24 protein-coding genes are annotated in these 26,382 nt (G+C 62.6%); all 24 read right to left on the reverse strand.

All coding sequences use genetic code 11. From position 1 onward, the window contains the following. Nucleotides 1-8 precede the first annotated feature (8 nt). A complete protein-coding gene (locus tag AC3WWR_RS23345) occupies nt 9-461 on the reverse strand; it encodes a hypothetical protein (protein WP_492599113.1) in 453 nt (150 codons plus the stop codon). A 43-nt stretch (nt 462-504) separates the two neighbouring features. Next, nucleotides 505-852: a Rieske (2Fe-2S) protein gene (locus AC3WWR_RS23350; RefSeq protein WP_020799501.1), complete on the reverse strand. Its 348-nt coding sequence runs from the start codon at nt 850-852 to the stop codon at nt 505-507. 2 nt (nt 853-854) lie between these two features. Beyond that, nucleotides 855-1,166 (reverse strand): YciI family protein, encoded by a 312-nt coding sequence (locus tag AC3WWR_RS23355; RefSeq protein ID WP_020799500.1) that lies wholly within the window; start codon nt 1,164-1,166, stop codon nt 855-857. A 3-nt stretch (nt 1,167-1,169) separates the two neighbouring features. After that, nucleotides 1,170-2,042, reverse strand: a complete 873-nt coding sequence (locus tag AC3WWR_RS23360; RefSeq protein ID WP_489328216.1) for an intradiol ring-cleavage dioxygenase — start codon at nt 2,040-2,042, stop codon at nt 1,170-1,172. A gap of 36 nt (nt 2,043-2,078) precedes the next feature. Further along, the gene (locus AC3WWR_RS23365; protein WP_168758159.1) at nt 2,079-3,146 is read right to left on the reverse strand and encodes a maleylacetate reductase; all 1,068 of its coding nucleotides are present in this window, start codon (nt 3,144-3,146) and stop codon (nt 2,079-2,081) included. Nucleotides 3,147-3,154: 8 nt separating this feature from the next. After that, nucleotides 3,155-4,618 (reverse strand): aldehyde dehydrogenase family protein, encoded by a 1,464-nt coding sequence (locus AC3WWR_RS23370; RefSeq protein WP_033042770.1) that lies wholly within the window; start codon nt 4,616-4,618, stop codon nt 3,155-3,157. Between the two features lie 90 nt (nt 4,619-4,708). Next, nucleotides 4,709-5,728 carry a hydroxyquinol 1,2-dioxygenase gene (locus tag AC3WWR_RS23375; RefSeq protein ID WP_168758161.1) on the reverse strand — a complete coding sequence of 340 codons (1,020 nt, stop codon included), beginning with the start codon at nt 5,726-5,728 and terminating at the stop codon, nt 4,709-4,711. A 44-nt stretch (nt 5,729-5,772) separates the two neighbouring features. Then, the gene (locus AC3WWR_RS23380) at nt 5,773-6,267 is read right to left on the reverse strand and encodes a cupin domain-containing protein (protein ID WP_168758162.1); all 495 of its coding nucleotides are present in this window, start codon (nt 6,265-6,267) and stop codon (nt 5,773-5,775) included. Nucleotides 6,268-6,499: 232 nt separating this feature from the next. Beyond that, nucleotides 6,500-7,429, reverse strand: coding sequence for a LysR family transcriptional regulator (locus AC3WWR_RS23385; RefSeq protein ID WP_020799494.1), 930 nt, complete (start codon nt 7,427-7,429; stop codon nt 6,500-6,502). Nucleotides 7,430-7,629: 200 nt separating this feature from the next. Next, complete coding sequence (locus AC3WWR_RS23390; RefSeq protein WP_020799493.1) at nt 7,630-8,091, reverse strand: nuclear transport factor 2 family protein; 462 nt, start codon at nt 8,089-8,091, stop codon at nt 7,630-7,632. A 46-nt stretch (nt 8,092-8,137) separates the two neighbouring features. Then, nucleotides 8,138-8,533 carry a c-type cytochrome gene (locus AC3WWR_RS23395; RefSeq protein WP_083349128.1) on the reverse strand — a complete coding sequence of 132 codons (396 nt, stop codon included), beginning with the start codon at nt 8,531-8,533 and terminating at the stop codon, nt 8,138-8,140. Between the two features lie 32 nt (nt 8,534-8,565). Beyond that, nucleotides 8,566-10,293 (reverse strand): FAD-dependent oxidoreductase, encoded by a 1,728-nt coding sequence (locus tag AC3WWR_RS23400; RefSeq protein ID WP_033044409.1) that lies wholly within the window; start codon nt 10,291-10,293, stop codon nt 8,566-8,568. Between the two features lie 49 nt (nt 10,294-10,342). Beyond that, nucleotides 10,343-11,254, reverse strand: coding sequence for a transporter (locus tag AC3WWR_RS23405; protein WP_033044411.1), 912 nt, complete (start codon nt 11,252-11,254; stop codon nt 10,343-10,345). Nucleotides 11,255-11,586: 332 nt separating this feature from the next. After that, on the reverse strand, nt 11,587-12,309 hold the full coding sequence (locus AC3WWR_RS23410; RefSeq protein ID WP_179054840.1) for an NAD(P)H-dependent oxidoreductase: 723 nt from the start codon (nt 12,307-12,309) through the stop codon (nt 11,587-11,589). Nucleotides 12,310-12,318: 9 nt separating this feature from the next. Continuing rightward, nucleotides 12,319-13,965, reverse strand: coding sequence for an ABC transporter ATP-binding protein (locus tag AC3WWR_RS23415; RefSeq protein ID WP_492599114.1), 1,647 nt, complete (start codon nt 13,963-13,965; stop codon nt 12,319-12,321). A gap of 2 nt (nt 13,966-13,967) precedes the next feature. After that, a complete protein-coding gene (locus AC3WWR_RS23420) occupies nt 13,968-14,795 on the reverse strand; it encodes an ABC transporter permease (RefSeq protein ID WP_020801311.1) in 828 nt (275 codons plus the stop codon). Between the two features lie 3 nt (nt 14,796-14,798). Further along, on the reverse strand, nt 14,799-15,758 hold the full coding sequence (locus AC3WWR_RS23425) for an ABC transporter permease (protein WP_432668150.1): 960 nt from the start codon (nt 15,756-15,758) through the stop codon (nt 14,799-14,801). Between the two features lie 160 nt (nt 15,759-15,918). Beyond that, nucleotides 15,919-17,520 carry an ABC transporter substrate-binding protein gene (locus tag AC3WWR_RS23430; protein WP_432668151.1) on the reverse strand — a complete coding sequence of 534 codons (1,602 nt, stop codon included), beginning with the start codon at nt 17,518-17,520 and terminating at the stop codon, nt 15,919-15,921. 97 nt (nt 17,521-17,617) lie between these two features. Then, complete coding sequence (locus AC3WWR_RS23435; RefSeq protein WP_083349133.1) at nt 17,618-19,033, reverse strand: aldehyde dehydrogenase family protein; 1,416 nt, start codon at nt 19,031-19,033, stop codon at nt 17,618-17,620. Continuing rightward, nucleotides 19,026-20,216: a pyridoxal phosphate-dependent aminotransferase gene (locus tag AC3WWR_RS23440; protein ID WP_151142054.1), complete on the reverse strand. Its 1,191-nt coding sequence runs from the start codon at nt 20,214-20,216 to the stop codon at nt 19,026-19,028. The genes AC3WWR_RS23435 and AC3WWR_RS23440 overlap by 8 nt, the downstream gene beginning before the upstream one ends. Before the next feature lie 24 nt (nt 20,217-20,240). Continuing rightward, nucleotides 20,241-21,848 carry a 5-guanidino-2-oxopentanoate decarboxylase gene (locus AC3WWR_RS23445; protein ID WP_020801316.1) on the reverse strand — a complete coding sequence of 536 codons (1,608 nt, stop codon included), beginning with the start codon at nt 21,846-21,848 and terminating at the stop codon, nt 20,241-20,243. Nucleotides 21,849-21,858: 10 nt separating this feature from the next. Then, entirely contained in the window at nt 21,859-23,958 is a 2,100-nt protein-coding gene (locus AC3WWR_RS23450) for an acetate--CoA ligase family protein (RefSeq protein ID WP_492599115.1), read from the reverse strand. A 17-nt stretch (nt 23,959-23,975) separates the two neighbouring features. Further along, on the reverse strand, nt 23,976-25,136 hold the full coding sequence (locus AC3WWR_RS23455) for an acyl-CoA dehydrogenase family protein (protein ID WP_020801318.1): 1,161 nt from the start codon (nt 25,134-25,136) through the stop codon (nt 23,976-23,978). A 44-nt stretch (nt 25,137-25,180) separates the two neighbouring features. Then, entirely contained in the window at nt 25,181-25,972 is a 792-nt protein-coding gene (locus tag AC3WWR_RS23460) for an enoyl-CoA hydratase/isomerase family protein (RefSeq protein ID WP_033044763.1), read from the reverse strand. Nucleotides 25,973-26,382: the final 410 nt, after the last annotated feature.

Below are 26,382 nucleotides of genomic sequence, written 5' to 3' on the forward strand. Positions count from 1 at the left end.
GGACGGGTTCACGGATTGACCTGGTAACCCTTCCCCTGCAAGCAACTGGTATATGCCGTCGAAGTGGTCGCCGCGTTGGTTTTCTCCTGCGCCCGACGCTCCTGGCGCTGGCGAGAACCGCCGACCACGGCGCCCGCCGCCGCCGTTTCCTTGGCGCGGTTCTGCCGGTAGTCCTGCTTGGTATCGTCATCGACACGATCATAGAACTCGTCATGCTGGCGGCCGCGCACCTGGGCCCCGGCCGCGCCGGCCGCCGCGCCTACTGCCGCACCCTTGATCCGTCCACCAGAAGGTGTCGAGGTGGTCGATGCACTGCTGGCGGCGATGCTGTTGCATTCGTTGATGTCCAGTTGAGTCTGTTGCGAAGTCTGGCCCTTCAGCGGTACTACCGTCTGGGCCCATCCCTGGGCACTGCAAAATGACAGTGCGACGCACAGGCCGATGGGTGACAACCTTTTCATGATGATCTCCTGATGGGCGTGATTCACCCTGAAACAGTGTAGTTCACCCCTCCTCGCCCACCTCCATGACCAGACGATTATCCACCCAGCGCACCGGCACGGATTCCAGCGTCGCGCCTTGGCACGGCCCATCGATACAGTGCCCGTCTTCAAACCGAAACATCGCACTGTGATGCGCGCACATCAGCACCTGGCCGCGATAGGTGCAGAATTCCTGCGGGCGATAGTCCAGTGGCACGGAAAAATGCGGGCAGCGGTTGATGTACACCCACACCTGCTCGCCCTGGCGCACCGCGACGAGGCCGGCGGGATGCAGTTGCTGATGCTGCGGCAGCCCCAGGGCGCCGCCGTCGGTGATGTCTTCCCGTTGGCACAAGATGATGAGGGTCATGCTCAGCCCCGCCGTTCCGGATTGCCGAGACTCCAGTGCCAGGGACGAATCTGGATGCTCGAAAACAGCCCTGCCTGAACGTAGGGATCGTCCTGGATGAACGATTCCACCTCGGACAGGCTGCCGGCTTCGATCACCAGCAGCGTGCCATTCATCGCCAGGCCCGCGTCATCAAGGGTCGGGCCTCCCAGGCGCACGACCACGCGGTGTGCATCGGTCCCACGCAAATGCGCCTGGTGGCTGGGCCGTAAGCGTTGGCGCAGGGCCAGGGAATCCGGGTGATCGGTGGCGAATACGGCAAAAAACTGGCCCATGATTCACGCCGCCTCCATGACGAATTCGTAACAGGCACGCTTGAACGGCAATGGCATGCCCAACCGTGCGGACAGGTCATCGTGGCTCGTTCGATCTTCGTAGATCACCTGCAACGACTGTTTCACACCGAACACTGCATCGGACGCCAGGTACGGATCATCGTGATTGAACAGGTGGGTCACCAGTTTGCGATATCCCGGCGCCTCGATCATGAAATGCAGGTGCGCCGGCCGCCAAGGGTGCCGATTGGCGGCCTTGAGCATCCGCCCCACCGGGCCATCGGTCGGAATCGGATAACACACCGGGACAATCGTGCGGATCGCAAAGCAGCCGTCGGCGTCGGTGCGATAGCGCCCGCGCAGGTTACCGAACGGCTGTTCTGTGTCCTGGCCCGAATACTTGCCGTTTTCGGCAGTCTGCCAGACGTCCAGCACCGCGCCGTCCAGGGCATTGCCCTGGGTATCGACCACCCGCCCGCGCACCAGCGCCGCCTCGCCCGGGGTGAAGGCCATGTTCTCGCCGAACGCGCGCTCGGGCATGCCTTCGATGTAGAACGGCCCGAACACCGTGGTCTCTGTGGCCGTGGCGCTGTGGCGATGATTGATCGCGTCGACCAACATCGATACGCCGAGGGTGTCCGACAGCAGGATGAATTCCTGGCGCACCTGGCCGTCGCACTTGTGGCCGGTCTCGGTCAGGAAACGTATCCCTTCAAACCACTCTTGCTCGGTCAGTTCAACCTCGCTGACAAACGCATGCAGGTGCCGCACCAGGCTCTGCATGATCTGTTTGTAGCGCGCATCGGTTGCATCAGCGAAGCTGTTCACGGCCTGCTCGCAGATCAGTTTTTCCATGGAGTTATCGTGATCGGTCATTGTTTTTATTCCGACATGTGCTGATAGCACGGTTGATCAGGCTGGCGCCTGGCCCAGCATGGCGCGGGTCAGCAGCGCTTCGATCGGGCCTTGTTCGAACGGCCGTGGATTGTAATACGGGCTGGCACAGGCGATTTGCGCCGCTTCGGCCGGACCGCTGGGCGGCAGGCCAATATCAGCCAGTGCCAATGGAATGCCCAGTTTCTGGTTGAGCGCATACAACAAGGCGCCTACCTCACTGGCGTCGCGACCACCCAGGGCTCGGGCGGCACGTTGCAAGGGTTCGGCGGCGGCCTCGCGGTTGTAATGCGCGGCATGGGGCAGGACGATGGCGTGGGCTTGGGCGTGGGGCAGATTGAATGTGCCGCCCAGGGTGTGGCAGAGCTTGTGGTGCAAGGCCATACCGACCGAGCCCAGGCAGATGCCCGCCAGCCAGGCACCATACAACGCCTGGCTGCGAGCATCGGGATCGTTCGGGTCCTTGACCACCCCCGGCAATGCCTGTGCCAGCGAGCGGATCGATTCCTCGGCCATGAAACCGATGATCGGGTTGGCGTCCTCGGCGTACAGCGCTTCCACTGCGTGGGCCATGGCGTTCATGCCCGAACAGGCGGAGATCTGCGCCGGCAGGGTCAGGGTCAATTGCGGATCATAGATCACGGTTTTCGGCAGCACCCGTGGGTCGCGTCCGGTTTTCTTCAGGCGGTTTTCGGTCAGGCCGTAGATCGGCGTCATCTCCGAACCCGCATAGGTGGTTGGCACCGCCACAATCGGCAACCCCGAATCCATGGCGATCGCCTTGCCCAGGCCAATGGTCGAGCCACCGCCGATGGCCACGCAGCAATCGGCATCCAGGCGCGCCGCCTCGATGCGCGCCGCTTGCGCCACTTCCAGCGGCACATGCATCACCGCGTGCGGGTACACACCCGCGGCACGTTCACCGAGCAACGCCGCAACGCGTTCGCCGAGCCCGTGCTGTTCCGGCGTGGTGAGGATCAGCGCCCGTCGGGCGCCCAGGCGCTCGATTTCTTCAGCCAGTGCCGAGAGCTTGCCCCAGCCGAACACCACGCGGGTCGGCAGGCTTTGGTAGACAAAAGGATTCATGGCCGACCTCAGCGTTTGAAGTGTGGGGGGATTTTCGCGTCGACGTTGACCCACACCGAGCGCGCTTCGGTGTAGTCGTGGATCGCTTCAAAGCCCATTTCCCGGCCATAACCGGACTGCCCTACGCCGCCGAACGGACTGCCGGGGCTGACGCGCTTGTAGCAGTTGATCCAGCACATGCCCGCGTGGATCGCGTCGGCCATTTTATGCGCGCGGCTGAGGTTTTGCGTCCACAGGCCACTGCCCAGCCCGTACTCGGTGCTGTTGGCAATGGCCAGCGCTTCTTCGTCGGTGCTGAAACGCACCACCGTGACGAAGGGACCGAAGACCTCTTCCTGGCAGACACGGTCACCCGGCTTGGCTTCGACCACTGTGGGTTCGACATAGAAACCCTTGGCCAAGGCCTGGTCGTCCGGCGCCTTGCCACCGGCGAGGATCTTGCCGCCCTGCTCGATGGCGATATCGATGTAGGCCAGAACCCGGTCGCGGTGCAGGGCCGAGGTCAGCGGGCCCATCTCGGTGTCGGGGTTCATCGGGTCACCGAGGCGAATCGACTTGGCCAGGGCGATGAAGCGCTCCAGGAAGGCATCAGCGATGTCTTCATGCAGAATCAACCGCGAACCGGCGATACAGGCCTGGCCCTGGTTATGGAAGATCGCCCAGGCAGCGCCGTTGACCGCCGCTTCCAGATTGGCGTCTTCAAATACAATGTTCGCACCCTTGCCACCCAGTTCCAGTTGAATGCGCTTGAGGTTGCCCTGCGACGCTTCAACAATCCGCCGACCGGTCGCGGTTGAGCCGGTAAAGGCAATCTTGCCGACGTCGAGGTGCTCGGCCAGCGCCTGGCCCGCGGTATGGCCGTAACCCGGCACCACGTTGACCACGCCTTTGGGAAAGCCGACTTCGGTCATCAGCTCGACAATGCGCAAGGTCGACAGCGGCGTGATTTCCGAGGGCTTGATGACGATGGTGTTGCCCGCCGCCAGTGCCGGGCCCATCTTCCAGCTGGTGAACATCAGCGGAAAGTTCCAGGGCACGATCTGCCCGACCACGCCGATTGGCTTGCGCTGCACGTAATTGAGGAACCCGGCTTCCACCGGAATCACCGCGCCTTCGATCTTGTCGGCCATGCCGCCGAAGTAACGGAAGCACGCCGCGGTGCGCGGCACGTCGAGGCCACGGGAATCGCGGATCGGGTGCCCGGTGTTAAGGGATTCCAGCTGTGCCAGTTCTTCGCTGCAGGCCTCGATCCGGTCCGCCAATTTGAGTAACAGGCGCCCACGCTCGGCGGCACCCAGGGCCGACCAGGCCGGGAAAGCGCGTTTGGCGGCGGCCACCGCGAGGTCGACGTCGGCGGCTTCGGCGGCGGCGATGCGGGTGATCAACGAGCCGTCATGGGGCGACACCACGTCGATGGTGCCGCCGGCGACCGCATCGACGAAGCGGCCATCGATATAGAGCTGATTTTGCATAATGGTTTCCTCGCACCGCGCCTTGGGCGCAGTGTCTGACTGGATGGCTGAGTGCATGGCCCGGCGCAAGGCCGGGCAAGACATGTGGTCTTAGAACTCGATCGGATACGGCTTGAGCTCACCGCTTTCGTAGCGTTGCGGCAGGTTCGGCGTGGCGTTTTCCCAGACCAGCAGCATCGAGCGCTTGGTCGAATAGCCCTGGTGGCGAATGTCGGCGGGCATGGCGCAGATATCGCCGGCCCGCATGGTGATGCGCGCACGGGGGTTGCCATCGTCCTTGTCGCCGACGTCCCAGATGATCTCGTCCGATAGCTGCAGGAACCACTCGATCCGGTCATTGCCATGGAACACCGGCAGGATGAATTCCTCGGTGGTCGGGCAGAACAGGCTGGCCTTGCACACCGAAGTCACCGAGGGGTTCCAGGTCACGTCGGAGCGCGACAGGTACTTGTGCAGGTTGAAGGCATGCATCTGGCCTTCGAAACCTTCTGCGGCGTGAATTTCCGGCTCGTCCTGCGGCACATCGATGAACTGGCGGTTGACCGGCAGATCGTTGCGCAGCGGCGAATCATCCGGCAGGCCGGGCATGCGCCGGGTGGCGATACGGAAGCGCTCGATGGCCTCGATGTTGTTGCCGTTCTTGCGACCGAAGGCGCTGCCGGTTTCTTCCGGTGCGGCGAAGGGGTCGAAGGTGGCGTTGGTCCAGTCGCGCAGGATCGCCTTGAATGTCGCCATGATCAGCGGCGTTTCGAAGTTTTCGGTGTAGTTGACCCCGGCCGCCTTCAGCGTGCCGTTGAAGGTGCCGGCGTACAGGTCGACCTTGCCGTAGTAGTTGCGGGTGCCGATGACGTGGTCGAAGTTGACCCAGCCGTAGAAAAAGCCCCAGGCCACGTCGCGCATCAAGGCACGCAGAAAGGCATCGGCCGGGATCAAGTGCGAACGGGTCTGGCCTTTGGCGGGCCAGGTAATGCGGGCGAAATACTCGTCGCGCGACAGTTCGAACGCGCCGAGTTTGAAAGAGCGATAACCGGTGACGGGATGGGCGGCGCTGACCTGGACATCTTCATCGGTGAACAGTGGCGTTTGGGCTGCGGTTTCAAGCATGGCCATGGCGGGATTCCTTTTGTTCTTGTGGGCGGGGACGGCTGGGCAGATCACTTGAAGCAGATGTCGGCCCACTTCTCGACCGACAACGGGCCTTTGATCGTCTGCTGCAGGATCACGCCCGGGCGACTGGCTTCGAAGCGATACGCCGTGCCCACCGGCAGCAGGCACTGGTGGCCGCGCTTGAGCAGGACGTAGCCCATGGGTTTGCCCTTTGGCACATCCCCGGCCAGTTGCGTGCCCTCGCCTGCTGTCAATGGCGTATCGAGCTTGAGGAAGTCCACCCGCACTTCGCCGTCCATGACGATGGCGAATTCGTCGTGCGCGGCCGTGTACCAGGGCGACTGGCCTTCGGCGCGCAGGGTTTCAATGACGTAGCCGAGGTTGAGGCCGACCACGACCTTTTCATACGGAAGGGATTTTTCCGCCACCTCGAAAACGTTGGAAAAGGCGTAGTGACTGGCCTGGCCGCTGATGATTTCAACCGAGCCCTTGGTGTATTTTTCCAGCGAGCCGAAGACCGTTTCGATTGCCGCGCTACTCATGGGTTTTCACCGTTTTGTTGTTGTAGTAACAGTGAGCCAACAGTACGTCGCGCCTGGTCCCGGAACAATTAGAGGACCGGCGACAACAGTGTTCGCGAAACGCAAACACTGTAAGAGTTGTGTCGGAGCTGTGTAGGAGCTGTCGAGTGCAACGAGGCTGCGATCTTTTGATCTTAAAAAACAAGATCAAAAGATCGCAGCCTGCGGCAGCTCCTACTGGGTGCGAGGTTCATTAGCGCACCCAGCCACGCTCCAGCAACGGTTTATCCCAGCAGGGCTCATCGCCGAAGTTCTCCACCAGAAAGTCGATCAACGTACGTACCTTCAAGGCCCGACGCTGGGTCGCGGGGTACACTGCTGAAAAATTGAAGGAGGACAACGCGTACTCAGGCAACACTGGAATCAACCGCCCGCTGAGCAGGTCGTCACTGGCCACCAGTGTCGGCAGGCAGACAATGCAGACTCCGGTCTGTGCGTAATCACGCAACAGGTGCACCGAGTTCGAGCGCACCTGGCCAGGCAGGCTCAGCTCCACTTGTTCGTCTTCGCGGTTGAACAGCCAGCGGTTGCGCGACGGATAACCCTCGTACAGGGCGATCTTGTGTTGCAGCAATTGCTGGGGATGGGTGGGCACGCCGAACTCGCTGGCGTAATCGGGAGACATGCAAAACAGCCGGCGAACGCTGAACAACTTGCGCTCGATCAGGGTTTCGGCCATTGGCGGAAACATCTGGAACGCCACATCGAAGCCTTCTTCGATCGGGTCCACCACCCGGTCGTTGACGATGACGTCCACTTCAATGTCCGGATACAGCCGGGTGAACTCGGCCAACAGACGACCGAAGTGCCCGATGGCAAATCCGGGCAGCATCTGCACCCGCAGTTTTCCGGTAGGTTTGGCGCGCAGTTCGCGCATGTGTTCGGTCAGCGAGTTGAAGCTCGCGACCATGTCCGCGCATTCCTTGTAGTACGTCTCCCCGACCTCGGAGAGGCGTACATGGCGTGTGCTGCGGTGGAACAGCGGCGCATTGATGAACTGCTCCAGCTGCTGGATGCGGTGGGTAATGACCGAGCGGGTCACGCCCAGTTGCTGGGCCGCCCTGGCGAAGTTGCCGGTTTCGGCAACCCGCACGAAGGCTTCGACACTGAGTAAACGATCCATGGGGGCAGGTTCTCTGGATGTTTTTGTTCTTATAGGAATACGAAGCGAGAACCTGCGAGATTACGATGAACTCGAATGGCAAGCCACTGTAGGAGCGAGCATGCTCGCGATGAACTCAAGAACGCCGATGGGTGTCAGGTTCCCCGCGTTTTCGTTAACGACCATCGCGAGCAGGCTCGCTCCTACAGGGGGGGCTGCGGTTAGCGGTTGAGCCAGGGATAGCGCGCCGTGTCCTGGCTGCCGTAGTCAGGGTCCAGGTAGATGAAGCAGCGCTGGATCTTGAAATCCCGGATCTCGAACACGTCGGCCCAGTAGCCGGCACCGGCCGCTGACGGGACGCCCGCACGCCAGTGGCCGTCGACGTGTTCACCAAAACTGGTGCCTTCGCAGACCAGCGTGTCGGTGCCCGTAAGAATCCAGTTGAAATGCGCATAGTCGTGGGTAATCGATTTCAAGCGGCTGCCAAGGTCGCTGAACATCTGGCCGATCTGCTCACGGCCGGTGGCCAGTCCCCACTTGGGAAACAGGACCTGTGCATCCTCGGCGAACAGGTCGAGAATGCTGCCGCCAGTGGAGGTGATACCGCCGTTGTCGAAGGCCTTGAGGTATTCCAGGGCGACCGATTTGCGTTGCTCGTCGGTCATTGTAAGGGTGCTGATCATGGTTGTCTCCGTCGTTTCGATATTGGAGTGATAAGGCTGTTGGCCGTCAGTGCAGCGACTTGATGTAGCTGATGATCTTCTGCCGCTTGGCCGGGTCGTCCTGCGAATAGACCATGGCGCTGCCCGGCGCCACGCTCTGGGCATCGGTGAGCCAGGCGTCGAGCATCGGCTCGTCCCAGACCTTGCCGGCCATGGCTTTGGTGAAGCCGTCGCTGTAGGTGAAGTTGGTTTCGCTGGCCGCCTTGCGACCCAGCAGCCCGAACAGGTTCGGGCCCTGCCCCGGCGGGCCGCCCTTGTCGAAGGTGTGGCAGACCGCGCAGTGGTTGGTCGCCAGTTTCTGCGCCAGCGCCAGGTCATCGGCCAAAGCGCTGCCGGTCAAAGCAAAACTGGCCGCCATCGCCAACAGCGCCGGGGCTCGCAGGAAAAATTTCAAGTGCGTCATATCGTTGATCTCATGCAGTCACGGGGCTTGATTCAGCTTCGGCTCGGTTCTTTGTGCGCCTGGTTCGCCGCGCGATAGGCAAAGGCGATGATCGGGCCAAGCGTCGAACCACCGGCCCAGTAGGCACGACCGGAGGCCGACGCAACGCAGTTGCCGACGCCGTACAGGCCCGGGATCGGTGCATTGGCGTTGTTCAATACCTGGCCGACGGAGTTGGTTTTCGGACCACCCTTGGTGTCGAGGTTGCCGCCGGTGATCAACGCCGCGTAGTACGGCCCTTTCGCGGCCAACGGGTACATGGTCAGGTTGCCGGTGCGGTCGGGCTTGACCGGGCCGGTAAACACGCCCTGGATCACCAGCTCGCCGCGATGGAAGTCCAGATCCTTGCCCGTCTTGGCCAACTCGTTGAAGCGCTTGAGGGTGGCTTTCAGGTTGAGCGTGAAATCGGCGCTGAGCTTCATCCCGCCGATATCGGCGGCGTGTTTATCCAGGCGCTCGGCGATGTTCTTCGCCAGCTCTTCCAGGGTTTCGCCCTTGACCACATGGCGGTCGTTGCCGCCCTTGGGCACGATCGGAGAGCCGTATTCGTCGCTGCTGCAGTAGTCCTGGGCGCGCTGGTCCCAGATCGAGAACATCACCAGGTTCGGGTATTCGGCCTTATCGCCGTCCCACTGGAAGAAGGTCGGGACCAGTTCGTTGTAGACGGTCTTTTCGTTGACGACGCGCTTGCCGTACTTGTTCACCATCAGCATCGAATCGCCGTTCATGGTGAAAATGCCGGACATCGAGCCGTCCTTGGCCAGGGCTTTTTCCAACAGGATCGGGCACGACCAGGCGTAGTTCATGTTGCGCAACTGCACCCCCAGCTCGCTGGAAATCCGGATGAAATCGCCTTCGTTGGTCAGGGCGGCGCAGCCGCCGTAGACGGGGGCGTTGAGGAAGTTGCGGCGCAGTTCCGGATCGTGGGTAAAACCACCCGTAGCGAAGATCACCGCTTTGCGCGCCTTGACCCGTTGCCGCGCACCCTCTTCGGTCTCGACTTCGACGCCGATCGCTTCGCCCGCGCCGTTGAGGATCACTTTCACCACGCGCTCGCCGGTACGAATCTGCACGCCGTCACGCTTGGCGGCGGCGGTCAGCGTACGAATCGCCACGCGACCGCCGTCGGACATGCTGGGCCGGGCTTCCTTGGGCACCAGTACGCGGCCTTTCTTGGCCTTGTCTTCGGACAGCTCTGCGAAATAGTCCGGTACGTCCGGGCAATGGCGATAAGGCAGTGCGTCGCGTTCGGCCAGCAGTTCGGCAGCGGGCGAGGCGCTCTCGTAGATCGCCTCGCACATCTCGTATTCCCAATCCGACAGGCCAAGTTTGGGCAACGAGGCGTCGTAGGATTGCGGACGTGTCAACCGGGCGACATAGCGCATGTAATCGGCTTTTTCATCGACGATGCCGGCGTCGCGCATCGGCTTGTTGTTCGGCACCCAGTACCAAAACGCCGCTTTCGCCGCGGTGCCCCCAGGGCTGCCGGCTTTTTCCAGGATAACCACGTCATTGCCCAGCCAGCGGGAAAACAACGCGGTAGGCAAACCGCTGCCACCACCGCCGACCACGACAATGTCGTGCTCTCGATCAAAGGGCAGCTCGTCGCTGGCCATCGCCCGTGCGGCCACCCCCGACAAGGCGGCGACAGCCGTACCAGCGGCGCCGGCCTTGATGAAGCTGCGGCGTGACAGGGCAAGTTTCTGGTTTTCTTCGTTCACTTTTTATTCTCCGGAATGAGTAGCGGCGACGCAGGCAGGCGTCGGTGATTCACCAGTAATGCCAGAGCTGCACAAACAGGCCGTCGGTGACGGTGGTGTTGCGCCCTTCCACGCCTTTGGAATAGTGGATGGACACCTGGTCCCACATTTTCTGGGCGAAGACCTTTTGCACGCCGGGCTTGAGCTGGAACAGCACGCCGGCGCCGAGCGCGGTTTCGTTGGATTCAGAGAATTCGATGGTGTTGTTGTTGCGATCATCGGAGCCGAAGGTTTTCTGGTAGTCGGCACTGAGGAAGGGCGTGACCTGGTAGGTCGGGCGGTCCACGATGTTGTAGCCCAGGCGCAGGTTGGCGTGGCCGGTATCGCCAGGTTCGGTGTGGTGCGGACCATCGCCGCGAAGGATCGCGCCGACCAGCAAATCGATGTTCACTTTGCCCAGCCATTCGTTGTAGAACAGCGACGGCCACAACGCGTAGGTGTCGCTGCTGACCGAGTCCGCGCCGGTCGGCAGTTGCACATAGGCTTGCGCACCGATAGTGCGCAGCGGCGTCGGGTTGTACCAGACCAGGCCGCCGACCAACGGATCGCCGAGCCCGCTGACCCGCGTGCCGTTGCCGCGCACGGCAATCTCCGGGAGGGTGATACTGGCGATGAAGCCGGTATTGGGCAGGCCGTCCATCTTCCAGTAGTGCAACAACGACGTCAGGCCAACGTAGGTCTCGGTGTTGCTGCCGGCGACCTTGTTGCCGTGATCGTCAAAGCGTTTGCGGTCGTCGTTGTATTCAAATTCCTGACCCACCGAGTTGTAGGGCTCGGTGAAGTCCGAACTGAACTGAAAGCTTTGGGGCCGGTTGCTGGCATAGGGGATGCCGGATGCTTGCGCCATCGCGGGAAACAATAGGCCAGCCCCCAGAACGGGAGCGAACAGGGTCGCAGCGCAACCCCATGCACGAATACTCATACCTGCCTTCCTTATTTTTATTAGGCGCCAAACCCCCGAAGGGGCGTAAGGCCGAAAGCAAGGTGTGACGTCTTGATGAGCCCTGGCTGGAGCTCCACCGGATCGTTGACCAATCCCGGTGTTCGGCGAGATGGAGGCTACAAGCCGGCCACTGCACCAACAATTCCATTCTCGGCGACATCAGTGTTTGCGTATTCAGAACAATGGGGCGGAGGATTTGAGTAGGAGATCATTAAAACTGTGGGAGCGAGCCTGCTCGCGAAAGCGTCGGGTCAGTCAACTTGATATTGAAGCTGATGGCCTCTTCGCGAGCAGGCTCGCTCCCACAGGGGTCAAGCATTCACAGTTTCGGATCGATGCAATGGATAGAGCTGTTCGTCGAACTGCGACAGCTTGGGGAACACCAAGGGTTGATCATCACTCAGGTGTTGCAGGCGCTGATCGTAATCCAGCAAAAACGCCTGTCGCGCCTCATCGCTGATGTACGGCACATGCCAGGCCACGAACGGCTCCAGCACATCAAACCCGACATACGCCAACGTCCCGCGCAGAATCGGCCGCAGCATGTCCTGCAACGGCCCGTGGATCGCCTCCTCACCGAACATGTGTTCACGCCCCCCCAAAGTCACGGTAACCAACGCCTTTTTCCCGGCAAGCCCGCCCTGATCGTAGAAGCGCTTGCCGCCGTAGCAGATGCCCGAGACCAGCACCCGGTCGATCCAACCCTTGAGCATGGCCGGGGTGGAGAACCAGAAGATCGGGAAATTGAGGATCAGCAGGTCGGCCCATAGCAATTTATCCAGTTCAGCCTGGATGTCCGCTGCCAGTGACTGGCTTTTCACACCGAGGCGTTGTTCCAGCGCATACACCAGGTACTCGGGATTTTCCCGCTTTGAGAAGTCATCGGCGCTGGCCACCGGGTTCCAGTTCATCTTGTACAGGTCGCTGACCTGCACTTCATGGCCCTGGGCTTCAAGGGTCGCGACGGCCTGGTCGCGCAGGGCGGCGGTGAAGGATTGCGGCTCGGGGTGAGCATGGACGATCAGTACTTTCATGGGGATTCCTTAGACTTTTTCCAGCGTAGGGTTTGAATTCGCGGTAGCACGACTGGCCAGCAAGCGGTCGAGCCAGTCGGGGTCCATTTGGGGTTCGGAGGAAAACAGCAGCCCGGTATAGTCTTGATGCGGCGGGGTGAAAATAGCACTGCGCGAGCCATGATCCACCACCCTGCCCCGTTGCATCACCAGCACTTCGTCGGCAATCGCGCGCACGGTGGCGACGTCATGGGTAATGAACAGGTAGGCGACGCCGAGCTGTTGCTGAATGCGGTTGAGCAACTTGAGCACGCCTTCGGCCACCAGTTGGTCGAGGGCCGAGGTGACTTCGTCGCAGATGATCAGTTGCGGGTCGGCGGCCAGGGCTCGGGCGATGCAGATCCGCTGTTTCTGTCCACCAGATAATTCCCGGGGCTGACGCTCCATGAACGTTGCCGGGTCCAGTTCGATCATCTCCAGCAGCTCGGCCACTCGCGCGCGCATGGCCTTGCCCTTGAGCCCCAGATAGAACGTCAGTGGCCGGCCGATGATGTCGACGATGCGCTGGCGCGGGTTCAGCGCCGTGTCGGGGATCTGGTAAATCATCTGCACGCGCCGCAGTTGCTCCTTGCTGCGCTGGCGGAAGTCCGCTGGCAGCGGTTCGCCGTCATACAGCACTTGACCATGGGTCGGTGGCAACAAGCCGGTGATCAACCGCGCCGTGGAGCTTTTGCCGCTGCCCGATTCGCCGATGACCGCCAGGGTCTGGCCGCGATACAGCTTCAAGGAAACGTCATGCAGCACCGGTTGCCGCCCGTAGCTGGCGCAGCTGTTGCGCAGTTCCAGCAGCGGCTTTTCCTGTTGCGGGCAGGCTTTGGCTTCGGTGCGGAAACTGCGCACCGCCCACAGTGACTTGGTGTATTCCTCCTGCGGGTCACCGAGCATCTTGCGGGTCTCGGCCTCCTCCACCAGCTTGCCGTGGCGCAGCACCATGATGCGGTCGGCCATCTGCGCCACCACCGCCAGGTCGTGGCTGATGTAGATCGCCGCGCTGCCGTAGGTCTTCACCGCATCGCGAATCGCCGCCAGCACCTCGATCTGGGTGGTGACGTCCAGGGCGGTGGTCGGTTCGTCAAAGATGATCAAGTCCGGATGGCAGGCCATCGCCATGGCGGTCATGACCCGTTGCAGCTGGCCGCCGGAGACCTGGTGCGGGTAACGCTGGCCGATCTGTTCGGGGTTGGGCAAGCGCAGCACGCGGTACAACTGCACCGCCTCGCGCATCGCCTGTTCACGGCTGATGCCACCGTTCTTCACCGCCGTTTCCACGTGTTGATCGATCAAGCGATGGGCGGGGTTGAACGAGGCTGCCGCACTTTGCGCGACGTAGGCGATGCGCAGGCCGCGCAATTTGCGCAAGGCTTCGGGTTTGGCCTTGAGCAGGTCGATGCCGTCGAAACGCACCGTGCCGCCGGTGATCTTGCAGCCGTCGCGCGTATAGCCCATGGCAGACAAGCCGAGGGTCGATTTGCCCGCCCCGGATTCACCGATCAGCCCCAGCACCTCACCACGTTGCAGGGTCAGGTCGATGCCCTTGATCAGCGGATGCCAGGCATCCTCGTAGTGACCTTCGATGTGCAGGTTGCGGATTTCCAGCAACGGTTTGGATGTCGTCATGTTCAGCACTCCTTGAGGCCGCTGGACTTGTGCAGCATCCAGTCGACGACGAAGTTGACGCTGACCGTGATCAAGGCCACGGCCAGGGCGGGCAGTAAAGGACTGATGTCGCCAAAGGTGATCAGCACCGCGTTGTCGCGCACCATGCTGCCCCAGTCCGCGGTGGGCGGCTGGATGCCCAGGCCGAGGAATGACAATGCACTGATGAACAGGAACACGAAGCAGAACCGCAGGCCGAATTCGGCAATAAGCGGCGCTGCGGCGTTGGGCAGTACCTCGCGGGTGACCAGCCAGCACAGGCCTTCACCGCGCAGGCGCGCGGCCTCGACGAAGTCCTGCACCACCACGTTCATCGCTACGGCGCGGGACAGGCGAAACACCCGGGTTGCATCCAGCAGCGCGATCACCAGCACCAGTGAGGTGGCCGTGGTGCCGACCACACTGAGAATCAGCAAGGCAAAGATCAATTGCGGAATGGCCATCAGGATGTCGACGACCCGCGACAGGCCCTGATCGACCCAACCGCCCTTGATCGCCGCGATCAGGCCGCAGGTGCCACCGAGCAGGAACGCCAGCACCGTGGTCAGAAACGCGATGCCCAGTGTGTTGCGCGCACCAAAGACCAGGCGGCTGAACATGTCGCGCCCCAGGTTATCGGTGCCCAACAGGAACTGCCCGCCCCACGGCGCGAAGCCCTCGCCCACCACCTGGGTTTCGCCAAACGGCGCCAGCACCGGGGCGAACAGCGCCACCAGGATATACACGACGATCACCAGTAATCCGAACTTCGCACTCAGCGGCGCCCGGAGCAATTCTTTAAGCAGGCTCATGGTCTACCCCTTTGGATGCATCAGGCGTGGGTTGCTGGCAATCGACAGCACGTCGGCACTGGTATTGAGCAGGATGTAGGTGGCGGCAAAGATCAGGCTGCAAGCCTGGACCACCGGGATATCGCGCTTGGCCACCGAGTCCACCAGCAACTGGCCGAGGCCCGGATAGACGAACACCACCTCGACCACCACCACGCCAACCACCAGGTACGCCAGGTTCAGCGCCACCACGTTGACGATCGGCGCCAGCGCGTTGGGCAAGGCATGACGGAAGATGATGCGCGACTGGCTGATGCCCTTGAGCCGGGCCATTTCGATGTAGGGGCTGGCCAGCAGGTTGATCAAGGAGGCGCGGGTCATGCGCATCATCTGCGCGATCACCACCAGGCTCAGGGTCGCCACTGGCAGCACCGAGCGCTCCAGTACCTCACCCAGACTGGCGTTTGGCGAGAGGTTGGAAATGCTCGGGAACCAATTGAGCTTCACCGCGAACACCAGGATCAGGATGTAGGCAACGAAGAACTCGGGGAACGACACCGCGCTCAGGGCCGAGGTGTTCAGCAGGCGGTCGAACCAGCTGTTGCGGTACAACGCCGCGAGCATGCCCAGCAACAATGCCAAAGGCACCGACACCAACGCGGCCAACAGCGCCAGGCTGAAGGTGTTGCCCAGGCGACTGCCGACCAGTTCGGCGATCGGCCGCTGGTTGGCCAGCGATACGCCGAGATCACCGTGCAGCAGTTGCCAGATCCACTGCCCGAAACGGGTCAGGGGTGGCAGGTCCAGGCCCAGTTGCGCGCGATAGGCCGCCACGGTTTCCGGGGTGGCAGACTGGCCGAGCATGGCCTGGGCGATGTCGCCGGGGAGCAGGCCGACGGCGAGGAAGATGATAACTGATACCGCGAACAGTGAAAGCAGGCCTAAAGCGAGGCGCTGCCCCAATAACCTGAAAATACTTCTCATCGTGCAGTCCTAGAAATGGGCACCTTTTTATGATCGTTCCCACACTGTGCGTGGGAACGATCACCGATTCACCGTGCGATTCCTTACGAAGATCACAATTTCCCCTGTAGGAGCGAGCATGCTCGCTCCTACAGGGGTTTTTCATTGGTTTGGCGAGCGCTTATGCCTGCCACCAGCGTTCGATCACGCGCAAGCCGTCGAGCTCTCCGTATGGCGCGGTCTGCCCGCCGTGGGCCACACGGTTGGAACGCGCCGCCACGGAGCTGGCGAACAGCGGCACGATCGCCCCGCCGTCGTCCCGGCACAGCGCCTGCATTTCGTTGTACATCTCACGGCGCAACGGCTCGTTCATCTCGCCCCGGGCAGCGTTGAGCAGCTGGTTGAAACGCGGGTTGTCCCAATGGGTTTCGTTCCACGCCGCGCCCTTGGCGTAGCCGATGCTGAACATGCGGTCGGCCGTCAGGCTGCTGTACCAGAACGAGGTGGTGAAGGGTTGCTTCATCCAGACGTTGGAGAAGAAACCGTCGGCGGGCTCGCGCACCACGTCGATGTCGATCCCGGCCACACGGGCCTGTTCCTTGAACAGCACCGAGGCATCGACGGCGCCGGTGTACGCCGCGTCGGAGGCCTGCAGGCGCACCTTCAGCGAATCCAGACCGGCCTTTTTCAGGTGGAAACGCGACTTGTCCGGGTCATAGGTGCGCTGTTCCAGCGCGGTGTTGATGAAGCGGCTACCGGGCTGGATCGGATGATCGTTGCCCACCAGGCCATAGCCGTACAGCACTGAAGCCAGCAGGGTTTCGCGGTTGATTGCGTGCTTCATCGCCAGGCGCACGTCGTTGTTCTGGAACACCTGGCTGTCGGTGAGCATCGGGAAGGTGTAGTGCTGGGCACCCTTGGTTTCTTCGATGACCAGGTTCGGGTTGCGCTTGAGCAACGCTACCGTCTTGAGGTCGACCTTGTTGATCACGTCCACTTGCCCCGTGACCAGCGCATTGACCCGCGCTGCGCCGTCGGCGATGGCGATCAACTCGGCACTGGCGAAGTGCGCACGCCCGGCTTTCCAGTAATCGGGGTTGCGTTCCAGGGTCATGCGCACGCCCGGTTCGAAGTCCTTGAGGCGATAGCCACCGGTGCCGGCGCCAGCCTGCCAGTCCGCCACGCCGTCCTTGCTCGGCAGGATCGCCAAGTGATAATCGGCGACCACATAGGAGAAATCGGCGTTGCCCGAATGCAGTTCGAACACCACGCTGTCGCTGCCATTGGCGCTGACCTTGGCCACGTCGCCCAGCACGGTCTTGGCCGCCGAGGTGGACTTCTCGCCGAGGTGATGCTGGATCGACGCGACCACGTCATCGGCGGTCAGGCTCTTGCCGTTGTGGAAGGTCACGCCCTGGCGCAGCTTGAAGGTCCAGACGCGGGCATCAGGGGTTGAGGTCCAGCTCTCGGCCAGTTCCGGAATCGCGGTGCCGTCTACGGCGATTTCAGTCAGGGTGTTATAGACCGCCGAGAAACCGACGAAGGTAAAGGTGTCCGCCCAGGACCCCGGGTCTTTCGAGTCGGTGGTACTGCCGCCGGCAAGGCCCAGGCGCAATATGCCGCCCGGCTTCGGCGTGGCTTCTGCAGCGAAGGCGCCTGTCGGCAAGCCCATGGAGAACGCCCCGGCCACCGCCACGGCGGCGGCGCTGTACTTCAGGAAGTCCCTGCGCGGGAAACTGAATTCATTGTTCGCTTGAGTAATCTTGTTTTTGTTATCGCTCATTGCATTGCCCCTGATAAAAGCTAATGAAATACCCGTGCAAAACCACGCAAGACACCGGGCCTGGGCCCGGTGCATACAGTCTTTGAATCGTTGATGGTCACACCTGGATCGCCTTCACTTCGACGAATTCGCCCAGCCCCTCTTCCCCCCATTCACGCCCGTTACCGGATTGTTTGTAGCCGCCGAACGGCGCCTGATAGTTGAATGCCGCGCCATTGAGGAAGCATTGCCCTGCGCGCAACTGTCTGCCCAGTTGCAAGGCACGCTCGGCACTGCCGGCCCAGACCCCGCTGGACAGGCCAAACGGCGAGTCGTTGGCGATCTGGATCGCCTGCGCCTCATCCTCATAAGGGATCAGGCACAGCACCGGGCCGAAGATTTCTTCCTGGGCGATGCGCATGCGGTTGTTAACGTCGGCGAACAGCGTCGGGCTGACGTAGTAGCCACGCTCGAATTCCGGCGCCGCGTCGCCACCGCACAACAGGCGTGCACCCTCTTCCTGGCCGATCCTGATGTAGTCGAGCACGGTGCGACGTTGCCCGGCGGAGCACATCGGGCCAAGGAAGCTCTGCGGATCCAGCGGATCGCCCATCTTCAGGCTCAGGGTTTCCTCCAGCGCAATTTCCAGCGCCTCGGCATAACGACTGGCCGGCAGCAGCATGCGGGTCAACGCGGTGCAGGTCTGGCCGGAGTTGATCATCACGTCCTGGACGCCATAGCGCACCGCTGCCTCCAGATCGGCATCCTCGGCAATCAGCAACGCCGACTTGCCGCCCAGCTCCAGGCACACGCGCTTCACCGAAGGCGCGGCGGCCTGTGAGACGCGAACGCCTGCGCCGGTGGAACCGGTGAACGACACCATGTCCACGTCCGGGTGTTTGGCCAAGGCTTCGCCGACCTTGGAGCCCGGTCCGCTGACCAGGTTGAACACCCCCGCTGGCAGGCCGATGTCCTCGATCATCTGGGCCAGCAAGAACGCGTGCAACGGGGTTTCCTGGCTTGGCTTGACCACCACCGTGCAACCCGCCGCGAGCGCCGGGGCGAGTTTGCCGATCAACTGGTGCAGCGGGTAGTTCCAGGGGTTGATGAACGCACAGACGCCCACCGCCTCGCGGTACACCCGCGAGTTGCCGACCTCGCGCACTTCGTCCATCAGGCCTGCGAGTTCTACGTATTGTTCAAGGCCAATGATCGGCCCGTCCACTTGCACCGAACGGCACCATTGCACCGGCATCCCCAGTTCAGTGGTGATCACCGAGGCCATTTCATCGGCGCGGGTCTTCAGTTGTTCCGCCAACGCACGGATGTAACCGGCACGCACGCTCGACGGAGTGCGCGACCATGGACCAAAGGCCCTGCGTGCAGCAGCCACGGCGTTGTCCACATCGCGTTCATCGCCCAACGGCACGCTGCCCGCCACTTCTTCGGTGGCCGGGTTGATCACTTGCGCGATGCCCTGGCCCGACGGGACTTGCCAGCGTCCATCGATAAACAGCGACTTGTGATTAAGCATGTAGCTGAGCCTCCATCAGTTCCTGGGCGCAACGGGCGATGCGCTGGCAGGCATCGCGCAAGGGTTCAGGGCCAACCACCAGGCCGAGGCGAATATGCCCGGCCGCGCTCGGGCCGAACGCTTCACCGGCGAGTACTGAAACCCCGTGGCGATCGAGCAGGCGATCAGCGAACGCCTGGGCGCTGAGCCCGGTTTCACGGATATCGAGCATCACGAACATCCCGCCATCGGGCTTCAGGGCACGCACGCCCGGGCAATCGGCCAGGTGCTCGCACACCAGGTCGCGACGCTGGCGATAGGCTTCGCGCATGGCGTCCAGTTCCGGCAGATCACTTTCCAATGCCACGACCGCCGCATCCTGAACGAAATCCGGCGAACCGTAGAGCATGCACAGCGCGAGGTTTTCCAGGTGCGCAGCCAGGGACGGCGGCGCCACCACCCAACCCACTCGCCAGCCGGTCATGGCGTGGGATTTCGACAGGCTGTTAAGGGTCGCGGTGCGCTCGGCCATGCCCGGCAGGCTCGCCGGGCTGACGTGTTCGCCGTCGAACAGCAGTTCGCTGTAGACCTCATCGGAAATCAGCCACAGGTCGTGGGCGATGCACAATTCGGCCAACGCTTGCCAGGTGCTGCGCGGCAGGCTTGCACCGGACGGGTTGTGCGGACTGTTCAGCGCCAGGGCACGGGTACGCGGGGTGATGCGCGCGGCGACGTCTTCGGGCAACACGCGAAAGCCGTTCTCCGAACGCACCGGCACCGGCACGACCTTGGCGCCGCAAGCGCCGAACACAGCTTCATAAGTGACGTACATCGGCTCGGCGACGATCACTTCATCGCCCGGATTGAGCACGCACTGGGCCACGCTGAACAGCGCGCACTGGGCGCCGGCCAGCACGGTGACTTCGTCCGCTGTCACCCGCTGCCCGCTGCGTTGATGGTGGCGCTTGGCGATGGCCTCCCGCAAGGCGCGCTTGCCGCGAACCTCGGCATAGTGGGTGTTACCGGCCAACAGACTGTCGATGGCGCCCTGCACGATGGGTTGCGGCGTGTCGAAATCCGGGTCGCCCACGGACAACAGCAGGATGTCCTTGCCCTGCTCCAGCATGGCCAGTGCACGGTAATGAATATCCCAGGCGGCAGCGCCGTCACCGGCGATACGTTGAGTCAGATCGGAAAAGCGCATGGCTTCATCCCCTTGAAATACAAATCAGTGTGCGCAGGCATGCTTGAGTTCGATCAGGGTCACGCCGTTGCGCTTGAAGCCGTGGCGCAGGTCCGTTTGCAACTCGGCCAGGCTTTGCGGTTGGTTCACCGTGCAACCGAACGCGCGCCCGAGGGCCGCGAAGTCGGGGTTGCGCGGCAGCACGCCGATGGGCTCGATATCCAGGCCAAGCATGTCGTCACGAATCTGCCCCAGCGCATCGTTGTTCCACAGCAACACCACCAGCGGGCTGTCCAGTTCCTCGACAGCGGTTGCCAGTTCCTGCGCGGTGTAGAGGAAACCGCCATCGCCGACCAGCACCAGGCCCGGGCGTTGCGGCGCACCGAACTTGGCGCCAATCCCGGCCGGCAGGCCGTAACCCAAGGTGCCGTAGCCGGTCGGGTGTAACCAGCTGCGGGTCGCGGCACTGTCGAACGCGTAGTTGCCGGTGTAGGCCAGTTGAGTCATGTCAGTACTGATGAAGGCGTTTTGCGGCAGCTCTGCGGCAATGCGCTCAAGAATCGACTGATGAATCGATTGCAACGGGCCATGGCTGGCCTTGACCGCTTCACGCAGTGCGCTGACCGAGGCAATCGCAGCGCTTGCATCACGTACCTCGGATGGCAGTCGCTCGAGCAGGCCACAGAGGGTTTGTTGCGCATCGCCATGCAAGGCCACGGCGCAAGGGTAGAAGTCGTTGAACTTGCGCGGGTCGATGTCCACTCGCAGCAGCTCAGCGTTGAGCGGCAGGCGCTCACGCCAGAAGTCGGTGTCGGCCATTTCGGTGCCGACCGCCAGCACCACGTCGGCCTCGGCGATCAGGTTCCAGCCCGGTTCCACACACAGTGAGGAACCGGCGTTGAGCGGCGCATCCGGTGGCAACAAGCCCTTGCCCGCGACACTGGTGAACAGCGGCGCAGCCAGTCGGGTGCTGATTTCCTGCAACTGCGAGGCGGCATCGAGTGCACCGCCACCGGCGATGATCATGGGTCGTTTCGCACCGTTGAGCTTGGCCACGGCTTGATCGAGTGCAGTGGCCGATGCCGGACCGCGCCCCGGACGGCGTACCACGTCATTGCTCCAGTCACGGGCGATCGGCGCCGACAACACGTCCAGCGGCACCGAAATGTGCACCGGGCGCGGACGCTCGCTGTCGAACACCGCATAGGCACGGGCGATCAACTGCGGCAAGTCTTCGGCAGTCAGGGCCACCGCTGAGAATGCAGTGATCGGCGCCGTCATTGCGCGCTGATCCTGGCACTCGTGCAGGATGCCCCAGCCCTTGCCGAGGCTGGCCGTGTGGTTGACGCTGGATATCACCAACATCGGAATCGAATCGGCGTAGGCCTGGCCGATGCCGGTGGCGGCATTGGTCACACCGGGACCGGTGATCACGAAGCACACGCCGGGTTTACCGCTGACCCGGGCATAGCCGTCGGCCATGAAACTGGCGCCTTGTTCGTGGCGGGTCAGCACGTGGCGAATGCCGCTGCCGGGCAGTCCGCGATACAGCTCAAGGGTGTGTACACCGGGAATGCCGAACACGGTATCGACGCCGTAGTTGGCCAGCAGGCGCACCAGCGCCTGGCCACCGGTCAAGGTTTTGTCTTGCATATTCAGGTCCTCACGCATGAGCGATGCGAATCAACGCATCGACCGCGGTCGTGCCATCGGCACCGACCAACAATGGGTTCACATCGAGCTCCAGCAGTTGCCCGGCGTTTTCGCAGGCGTAGTCGGCCACGGCGCGGATCGCCGCTACCAGCGCGTCGAGATCCGCCGCCTGGCGACCGCGGAAACCTTGCAGCAACGGGGCGCTGCGCAGGCTCAGCAAGGCCTGGCGGATCGCGCCGTCGGTGGTCGGCAGCAACAGGCTGCGACTGTCCTTGAGCAACTCCACCAGAATCCCGCCGGCGCCAATCACCAGCGCCAGGCCAAAATCGTTTTCGCGCTTGATGCCAACGATCAGCTCGGCCAATGGCGGCTTGGCCATGGGTTCCAGCAGCAGTTGATCGAAGGCCACCTGCGGCGCGTACGCGTTGATGCTGGCGCGCATCCTGTCCAACGCGGCGCTCAAAGCGGTGTCGTCCTTGAGATTCAGTGCCACTGCACCGGCTTCGGTCTTGTGCGGCAGTTGTGCGCTGACGACTTTGACCACCAACGGATAGCCCAGCGCCGCGGCGTCCTTCAGCGCATTGTCCGGTGTGCTCAACACGCCGTCGGGCGTCGGCAGGCCGAATGCACGCAAGGCCTGCTTGGAGTCCCATTCATTGAGCAGTTGCCCTTCGCCCGCCAGCGTTTGAGGGCACAGCGGCACCAGTGCCGACTCGCCCAGCGTCAACAATGCCTGGCGCTTGCGTGGGTATCCGGCGATACGCCCCCACGCCGCCAAGCCGTCTTCGACGCCCTGCAAGGCCGCCACACCCTGGGCATGCAAATGCTCACGGGCGTGAGGCGGCAGCAGTTCCGGGAAAGCCGAGGTGACGAAACCGGTCTTGCCGTGACGTTCCAGCGCCTTGCAGTAGAGGTCGAGCAACAGGTCGCATTCCTTGCGCTCGCCGGTAAATTGCGCCGGGTAGTCGAGCACCAGCATCGCTGCATCGGCTGGCGTGCGCAGGGCGCTGTCGAGCATGCGGTCCAGGGCTTCGCCGTCGCCCCAGATGGCGGTGGTGAAATCCAGTGGGTTGACCAGGTTGGCGTAGCTGGGCAGCACCTGCGCCAGTTCGCCGACTTGCCCGGCATCGAGCTTGGGCAAGCCCAAGTCGTTGCGTTCGGCGTAGTCGGCGATCAGGCCAGCATCGCCACCCGAGCAGGCTAGCGCGATCAGACTGTTGCCCGCCGGCAGGTTTCCGCAGGCCGCCGCTTTCAGGGTTTCGACGAAACTCACGGGGCCGCTGACGCGGATTACCCCGAGGCGATCGAACAGCGCGTCGTACAGTGCATCGGAACCAGATAGCGAACTGGTGTGACTGAGGGCCAGTTCGGCACCGATCTGCGACACGCCGGTTTTCAAGGCGATGATTGGAATGCCCTTCTCCAGCGCCTTGTGCGCGGCGCGGGCAAAACCCGGGACGTTCTTCAGGCCTTCCAGATGCAGGCCGATGGCGGTGACGCGCGGCTCGTCGAGCAGCACGTCCATCAGTTCGGCCACCCCCAGTTGCGCCTGGTTGCCGACCGAGGCCATGTAGGCCACCGGCAGCGAGCGGTCGCTCATGGACAGGTTGTAGGCGAAATTGCCGCTTTGGGTCAGCACCGCCACGCCCTTCTCCACCGCTTTGCCCCCATGGGCCACCGGCCACAGCGCGCTGCTGTGCAGGTAGTCGAGCAGGCCGTAGCAGTTGGGGCCGAGCAAGGCCATGTCGCCCGCGGCTTCAAGCAGCTGCTGTTGCAAGGCCTGGCCTTCGGTGCCGGTTTCGGCGAAACCAGAGGCATAGCAGATAGCGCCGCCGGTGCCGATGGCGGCCAGTTGTGAGACGCAGGTCAGGGTCAGCTCACGGTTGGTGGCGATGAACACTGCGTCCGGCCCGCACGGCAGGTCAGTAATGTTTCGCACGCAAGGCACGCCTTCGAGGCTGTCGTGCTGCGGGTTGACCAGCCACATTTGCCCTGGGTAGCCGCCCTCGGCGCAGCGCTTGAGGGCGCGGGCCATGCTGCGCCCGCCGACAAAGGCCACATGCCGTGGCGCGAGCATGCGCTTGAGGTTGTCACGAATAGTCTGGGACATGGCAATTCTCCGGGCGATCAGCGCAGCAGCGGCCGCAGCAGTTCGCGGGAAATGATGTGCCGCTGGATTTCCGAGGTGCCTTCCCAGATCCGTTCGATCCGCGCATTACGCCAGATACGTTCCACCGGACCTTCGTCCATCAGGCCCATGCCACCGAATATCTGCACCGCCTCGTCTGCCGCGCGACCGAGCACTTCACTGGCGAACAGCTTGGCCATGCCGGCCTCACCATCGGTCATGGTGCCCTGGTCCATTTTCCAGGCGGTGTGCAGGGTCAACAGTTCGGCGGCGCGGATTTGCGTGGCCATGTCGGCCAGCTTGAACGACACGCCTTGGTAGGTGCCGATGGCCTGGCCGAACTGTTTGCGATCGGCCGCCCATTGCAGCGACACGTCCAGCGCCCGTTGCGCCTGGCCTACGCAGTTGGCGGCGACCATCACCCGGCCGGCTGTGAGCCAGGCGTTGGCCACGTCCCACCCCTTGCCGACTTCGCCCAGGACCTTATTGGCCGGTACGCGGCAGTCGTCGAAGAACATTTCGAAGGTGTGGTAACCACGGTTGCTCACACACTTGGGCCCCCGGCGGATGGTCATGCCCGGGGTGTTGCGGTCGACCAGGAACGAGGTCACGGCGTTGCGCTTCTTGCCGTTGTGTTCGTAGGTGTCGGTGACGGCAAAGACGATGGCGAAATCGGCGTGCCCGGCGTGACTGATGAAGTGTTTGCTGCCGTTGAGGACAAAGTCGTCGCCCTCACGCACTGCGCGGGTCTTGATCGCGTTGGCGTCGGAGCCGGCACCTGGTTCGGTCAGGGCGAAGCAGTCGATTTTCTCGCCTTGGATGCACGGCAACAGGTAGTCGTTGATCTGCTCGCCGGTGCAGGCCATGAGGATCTTCGACGGCCGCGCGACAAACACGTGCAGCGCCCAGGAGACCTTGGACAGCTCACGTTCGATCAGTGCCTGGGACAAGTAATCGAGGCCACCACCGCCTACCTCCTCGGGCATGTTGAAGGCATAGAAACCGGCGGCGATCGCCTTGCCACGGATCTGCGCGGCCAATTGCGGGGAAACTTCGTCGGCGCGGTCGACCTCGGTTTCATAGGGCAGCAGTTCCTTCTCGACGAAGCTGCGTACCGAGTCCACCAACATTTCTTGTTCTTGAGTCAGTTGGAAATTCATGGGTGCTACCTGTTGTTCGAGTGCTGTTAAAGGTTTACCGAGGGTCAGCGACCGATAAAACGCGCCGGGCGTTTTTCCGTGGCGGCGCGCAACGCTTCGTTGCCGTCTTCGCTGCGACCGCACAACAGGCCGGCAGCCAGTTCCGCTTGCAGTTGCTCGGCCAGGCTGCGATCGGCGCCTTCGCGCATGAGCTTTTTGGTCTGGGCGAAGGCAAAGGTTGGCCCGGCGGCCAGGCGTGCGGCGAGCTCGCCAGCGACGCTCAATAGTTGATCGTCAGCGCAAACTTCGCCGACCAGGCCAGCGGCCAGGGCACGGTCGGCACCCCACAGTTCGTCGAGGAACAGCAGCCGTTTGGCTTGCTCGGTGCCGATCAACCGTGGCAGGTGCCAACTGGCGCCGGCGTCTGGCGAGTAGGCCATGCTGGTGTAGCCCGCCTTGAACCGGGCCGACTGCCCGGCGATGCGCAGGTCGCAGCACAGGGTCAAGTCCATCCCGGCCCCGACGGCGGTGCCGTTGATGGCGGCGATGGTCGGTTTATCCAGGCTGTGCAAACGGGTCATCAGGGCGTGGGCGGTTTCGGTCCAGCCGTAGGTTTCCAGTGCGCCACGCGCCTCGGCTTCGGCCCATTCAGCCAGGTCGGCGCCGGCGCAGAAACTGCGACCGCTACCCGTCAATACCACCACGCGCACCGCAGGATCGGCGTTGAAGGCGTCGAGCAAAGCGTGCAGGTTTTTTAGCGTCGGAATGTCCAGCGCATTGCGCTGGGCGGTGCGATTGAGGGTGATCCAGGCAACGCCGGCTTCGACCTGACTGAGCAGAGAATCGTGGGTAGTCATGCGAATCCTCGAATTATTGTGATTGGTCTGAGGTGATGCGACTTGAGGCCATACTAAACGAGTGTTCAGTAAGGCGGCAATTACTCGTGAGATTGGCTGTAACAAACCAAAATCCGCGTAAGCATCTGTTTTATCTGGATTATTTTTCTAGATTCAGCACTGCGCGTTTGGCGCTGTTACAACTTCGAACAACTACCGACAGGCGGCTGTAGGAGCGAGCATGCTCCGGGCGGCGTTCCGACGATGGTCACCAACGATTACGCGGGAAACCTGACACCCCGCGGCGTTCTCGGGTTCATCGCGAGCATGCTCGCTCCTACAGAGAGGCCCGAAACAACTGTGGGAGCGAGCCTGCTCGCGAAGGCGGCACCACATTCAACATTTCTGTTGACTGGTGCACCGCTTTCGCG

The organism is Pseudomonas sp. EB271-G4-1, from assembly GCF_058791355.1.

Bases quoted from the DNA above. Each gene is read 5' to 3' on its own strand.
- AC3WWR_RS23450 (WP_492599115.1), bottom strand. From the start codon at position 23,958: ATGTCCCAGACTATTCGTGACAACCTCAAGCGCATGCTCGCGCCACGG.
- AC3WWR_RS23365 (WP_168758159.1), bottom strand. From the start codon at position 3,146: ATGAATCCTTTTGTCTACCAAAGCCTGCCGACCCGCGTGGTGTTCGGC.
- AC3WWR_RS23440 (WP_151142054.1), bottom strand. From the start codon at position 20,216: ATGCGCTTTTCCGATCTGACTCAACGTATCGCCGGTGACGGCGCTGCC.
- AC3WWR_RS23430 (WP_432668151.1), bottom strand. From the start codon at position 17,520: ATGAGCGATAACAAAAACAAGATTACTCAAGCGAACAATGAATTCAGT.
- AC3WWR_RS23445 (WP_020801316.1), bottom strand. From the start codon at position 21,848: ATGCAAGACAAAACCTTGACCGGTGGCCAGGCGCTGGTGCGCCTGCTG.
- AC3WWR_RS23370 (WP_033042770.1), bottom strand. From the start codon at position 4,618: ATGCAAAATCAGCTCTATATCGATGGCCGCTTCGTCGATGCGGTCGCC.
- AC3WWR_RS23420 (WP_020801311.1), bottom strand. From the start codon at position 14,795: ATGAGCCTGCTTAAAGAATTGCTCCGGGCGCCGCTGAGTGCGAAGTTC.
- AC3WWR_RS23360 (WP_489328216.1), bottom strand. From the start codon at position 2,042: ATGACCGATCACGATAACTCCATGGAAAAACTGATCTGCGAGCAGGCC.
- AC3WWR_RS23380 (WP_168758162.1), bottom strand. From the start codon at position 6,267: ATGAGTAGCGCGGCAATCGAAACGGTCTTCGGCTCGCTGGAAAAATAC.
- AC3WWR_RS23435 (WP_083349133.1), bottom strand. From the start codon at position 19,033: ATGCTTAATCACAAGTCGCTGTTTATCGATGGACGCTGGCAAGTCCCG.
- AC3WWR_RS23345 (WP_492599113.1), bottom strand. From the start codon at position 461: ATGAAAAGGTTGTCACCCATCGGCCTGTGCGTCGCACTGTCATTTTGC.
- AC3WWR_RS23425 (WP_432668150.1), bottom strand. From the start codon at position 15,758: ATGAGAAGTATTTTCAGGTTATTGGGGCAGCGCCTCGCTTTAGGCCTG.
- AC3WWR_RS23415 (WP_492599114.1), bottom strand. From the start codon at position 13,965: ATGACGACATCCAAACCGTTGCTGGAAATCCGCAACCTGCACATCGAA.
- AC3WWR_RS23390 (WP_020799493.1), bottom strand. From the start codon at position 8,091: ATGATCAGCACCCTTACAATGACCGACGAGCAACGCAAATCGGTCGCC.
- AC3WWR_RS23385 (WP_020799494.1), bottom strand. From the start codon at position 7,429: ATGGATCGTTTACTCAGTGTCGAAGCCTTCGTGCGGGTTGCCGAAACC.
- AC3WWR_RS23405 (WP_033044411.1), bottom strand. From the start codon at position 11,254: ATGAGTATTCGTGCATGGGGTTGCGCTGCGACCCTGTTCGCTCCCGTT.
- AC3WWR_RS23460 (WP_033044763.1), bottom strand. From the start codon at position 25,972: ATGACTACCCACGATTCTCTGCTCAGTCAGGTCGAAGCCGGCGTTGCC.
- AC3WWR_RS23410 (WP_179054840.1), bottom strand. From the start codon at position 12,309: ATGAAAGTACTGATCGTCCATGCTCACCCCGAGCCGCAATCCTTCACC.
- AC3WWR_RS23395 (WP_083349128.1), bottom strand. From the start codon at position 8,533: ATGACGCACTTGAAATTTTTCCTGCGAGCCCCGGCGCTGTTGGCGATG.
- AC3WWR_RS23355 (WP_020799500.1), bottom strand. From the start codon at position 1,166: ATGGGCCAGTTTTTTGCCGTATTCGCCACCGATCACCCGGATTCCCTG.
- AC3WWR_RS23375 (WP_168758161.1), bottom strand. From the start codon at position 5,728: ATGGCCATGCTTGAAACCGCAGCCCAAACGCCACTGTTCACCGATGAA.
- AC3WWR_RS23350 (WP_020799501.1), bottom strand. From the start codon at position 852: ATGACCCTCATCATCTTGTGCCAACGGGAAGACATCACCGACGGCGGC.
- AC3WWR_RS23455 (WP_020801318.1), bottom strand. From the start codon at position 25,136: ATGAATTTCCAACTGACTCAAGAACAAGAAATGTTGGTGGACTCGGTA.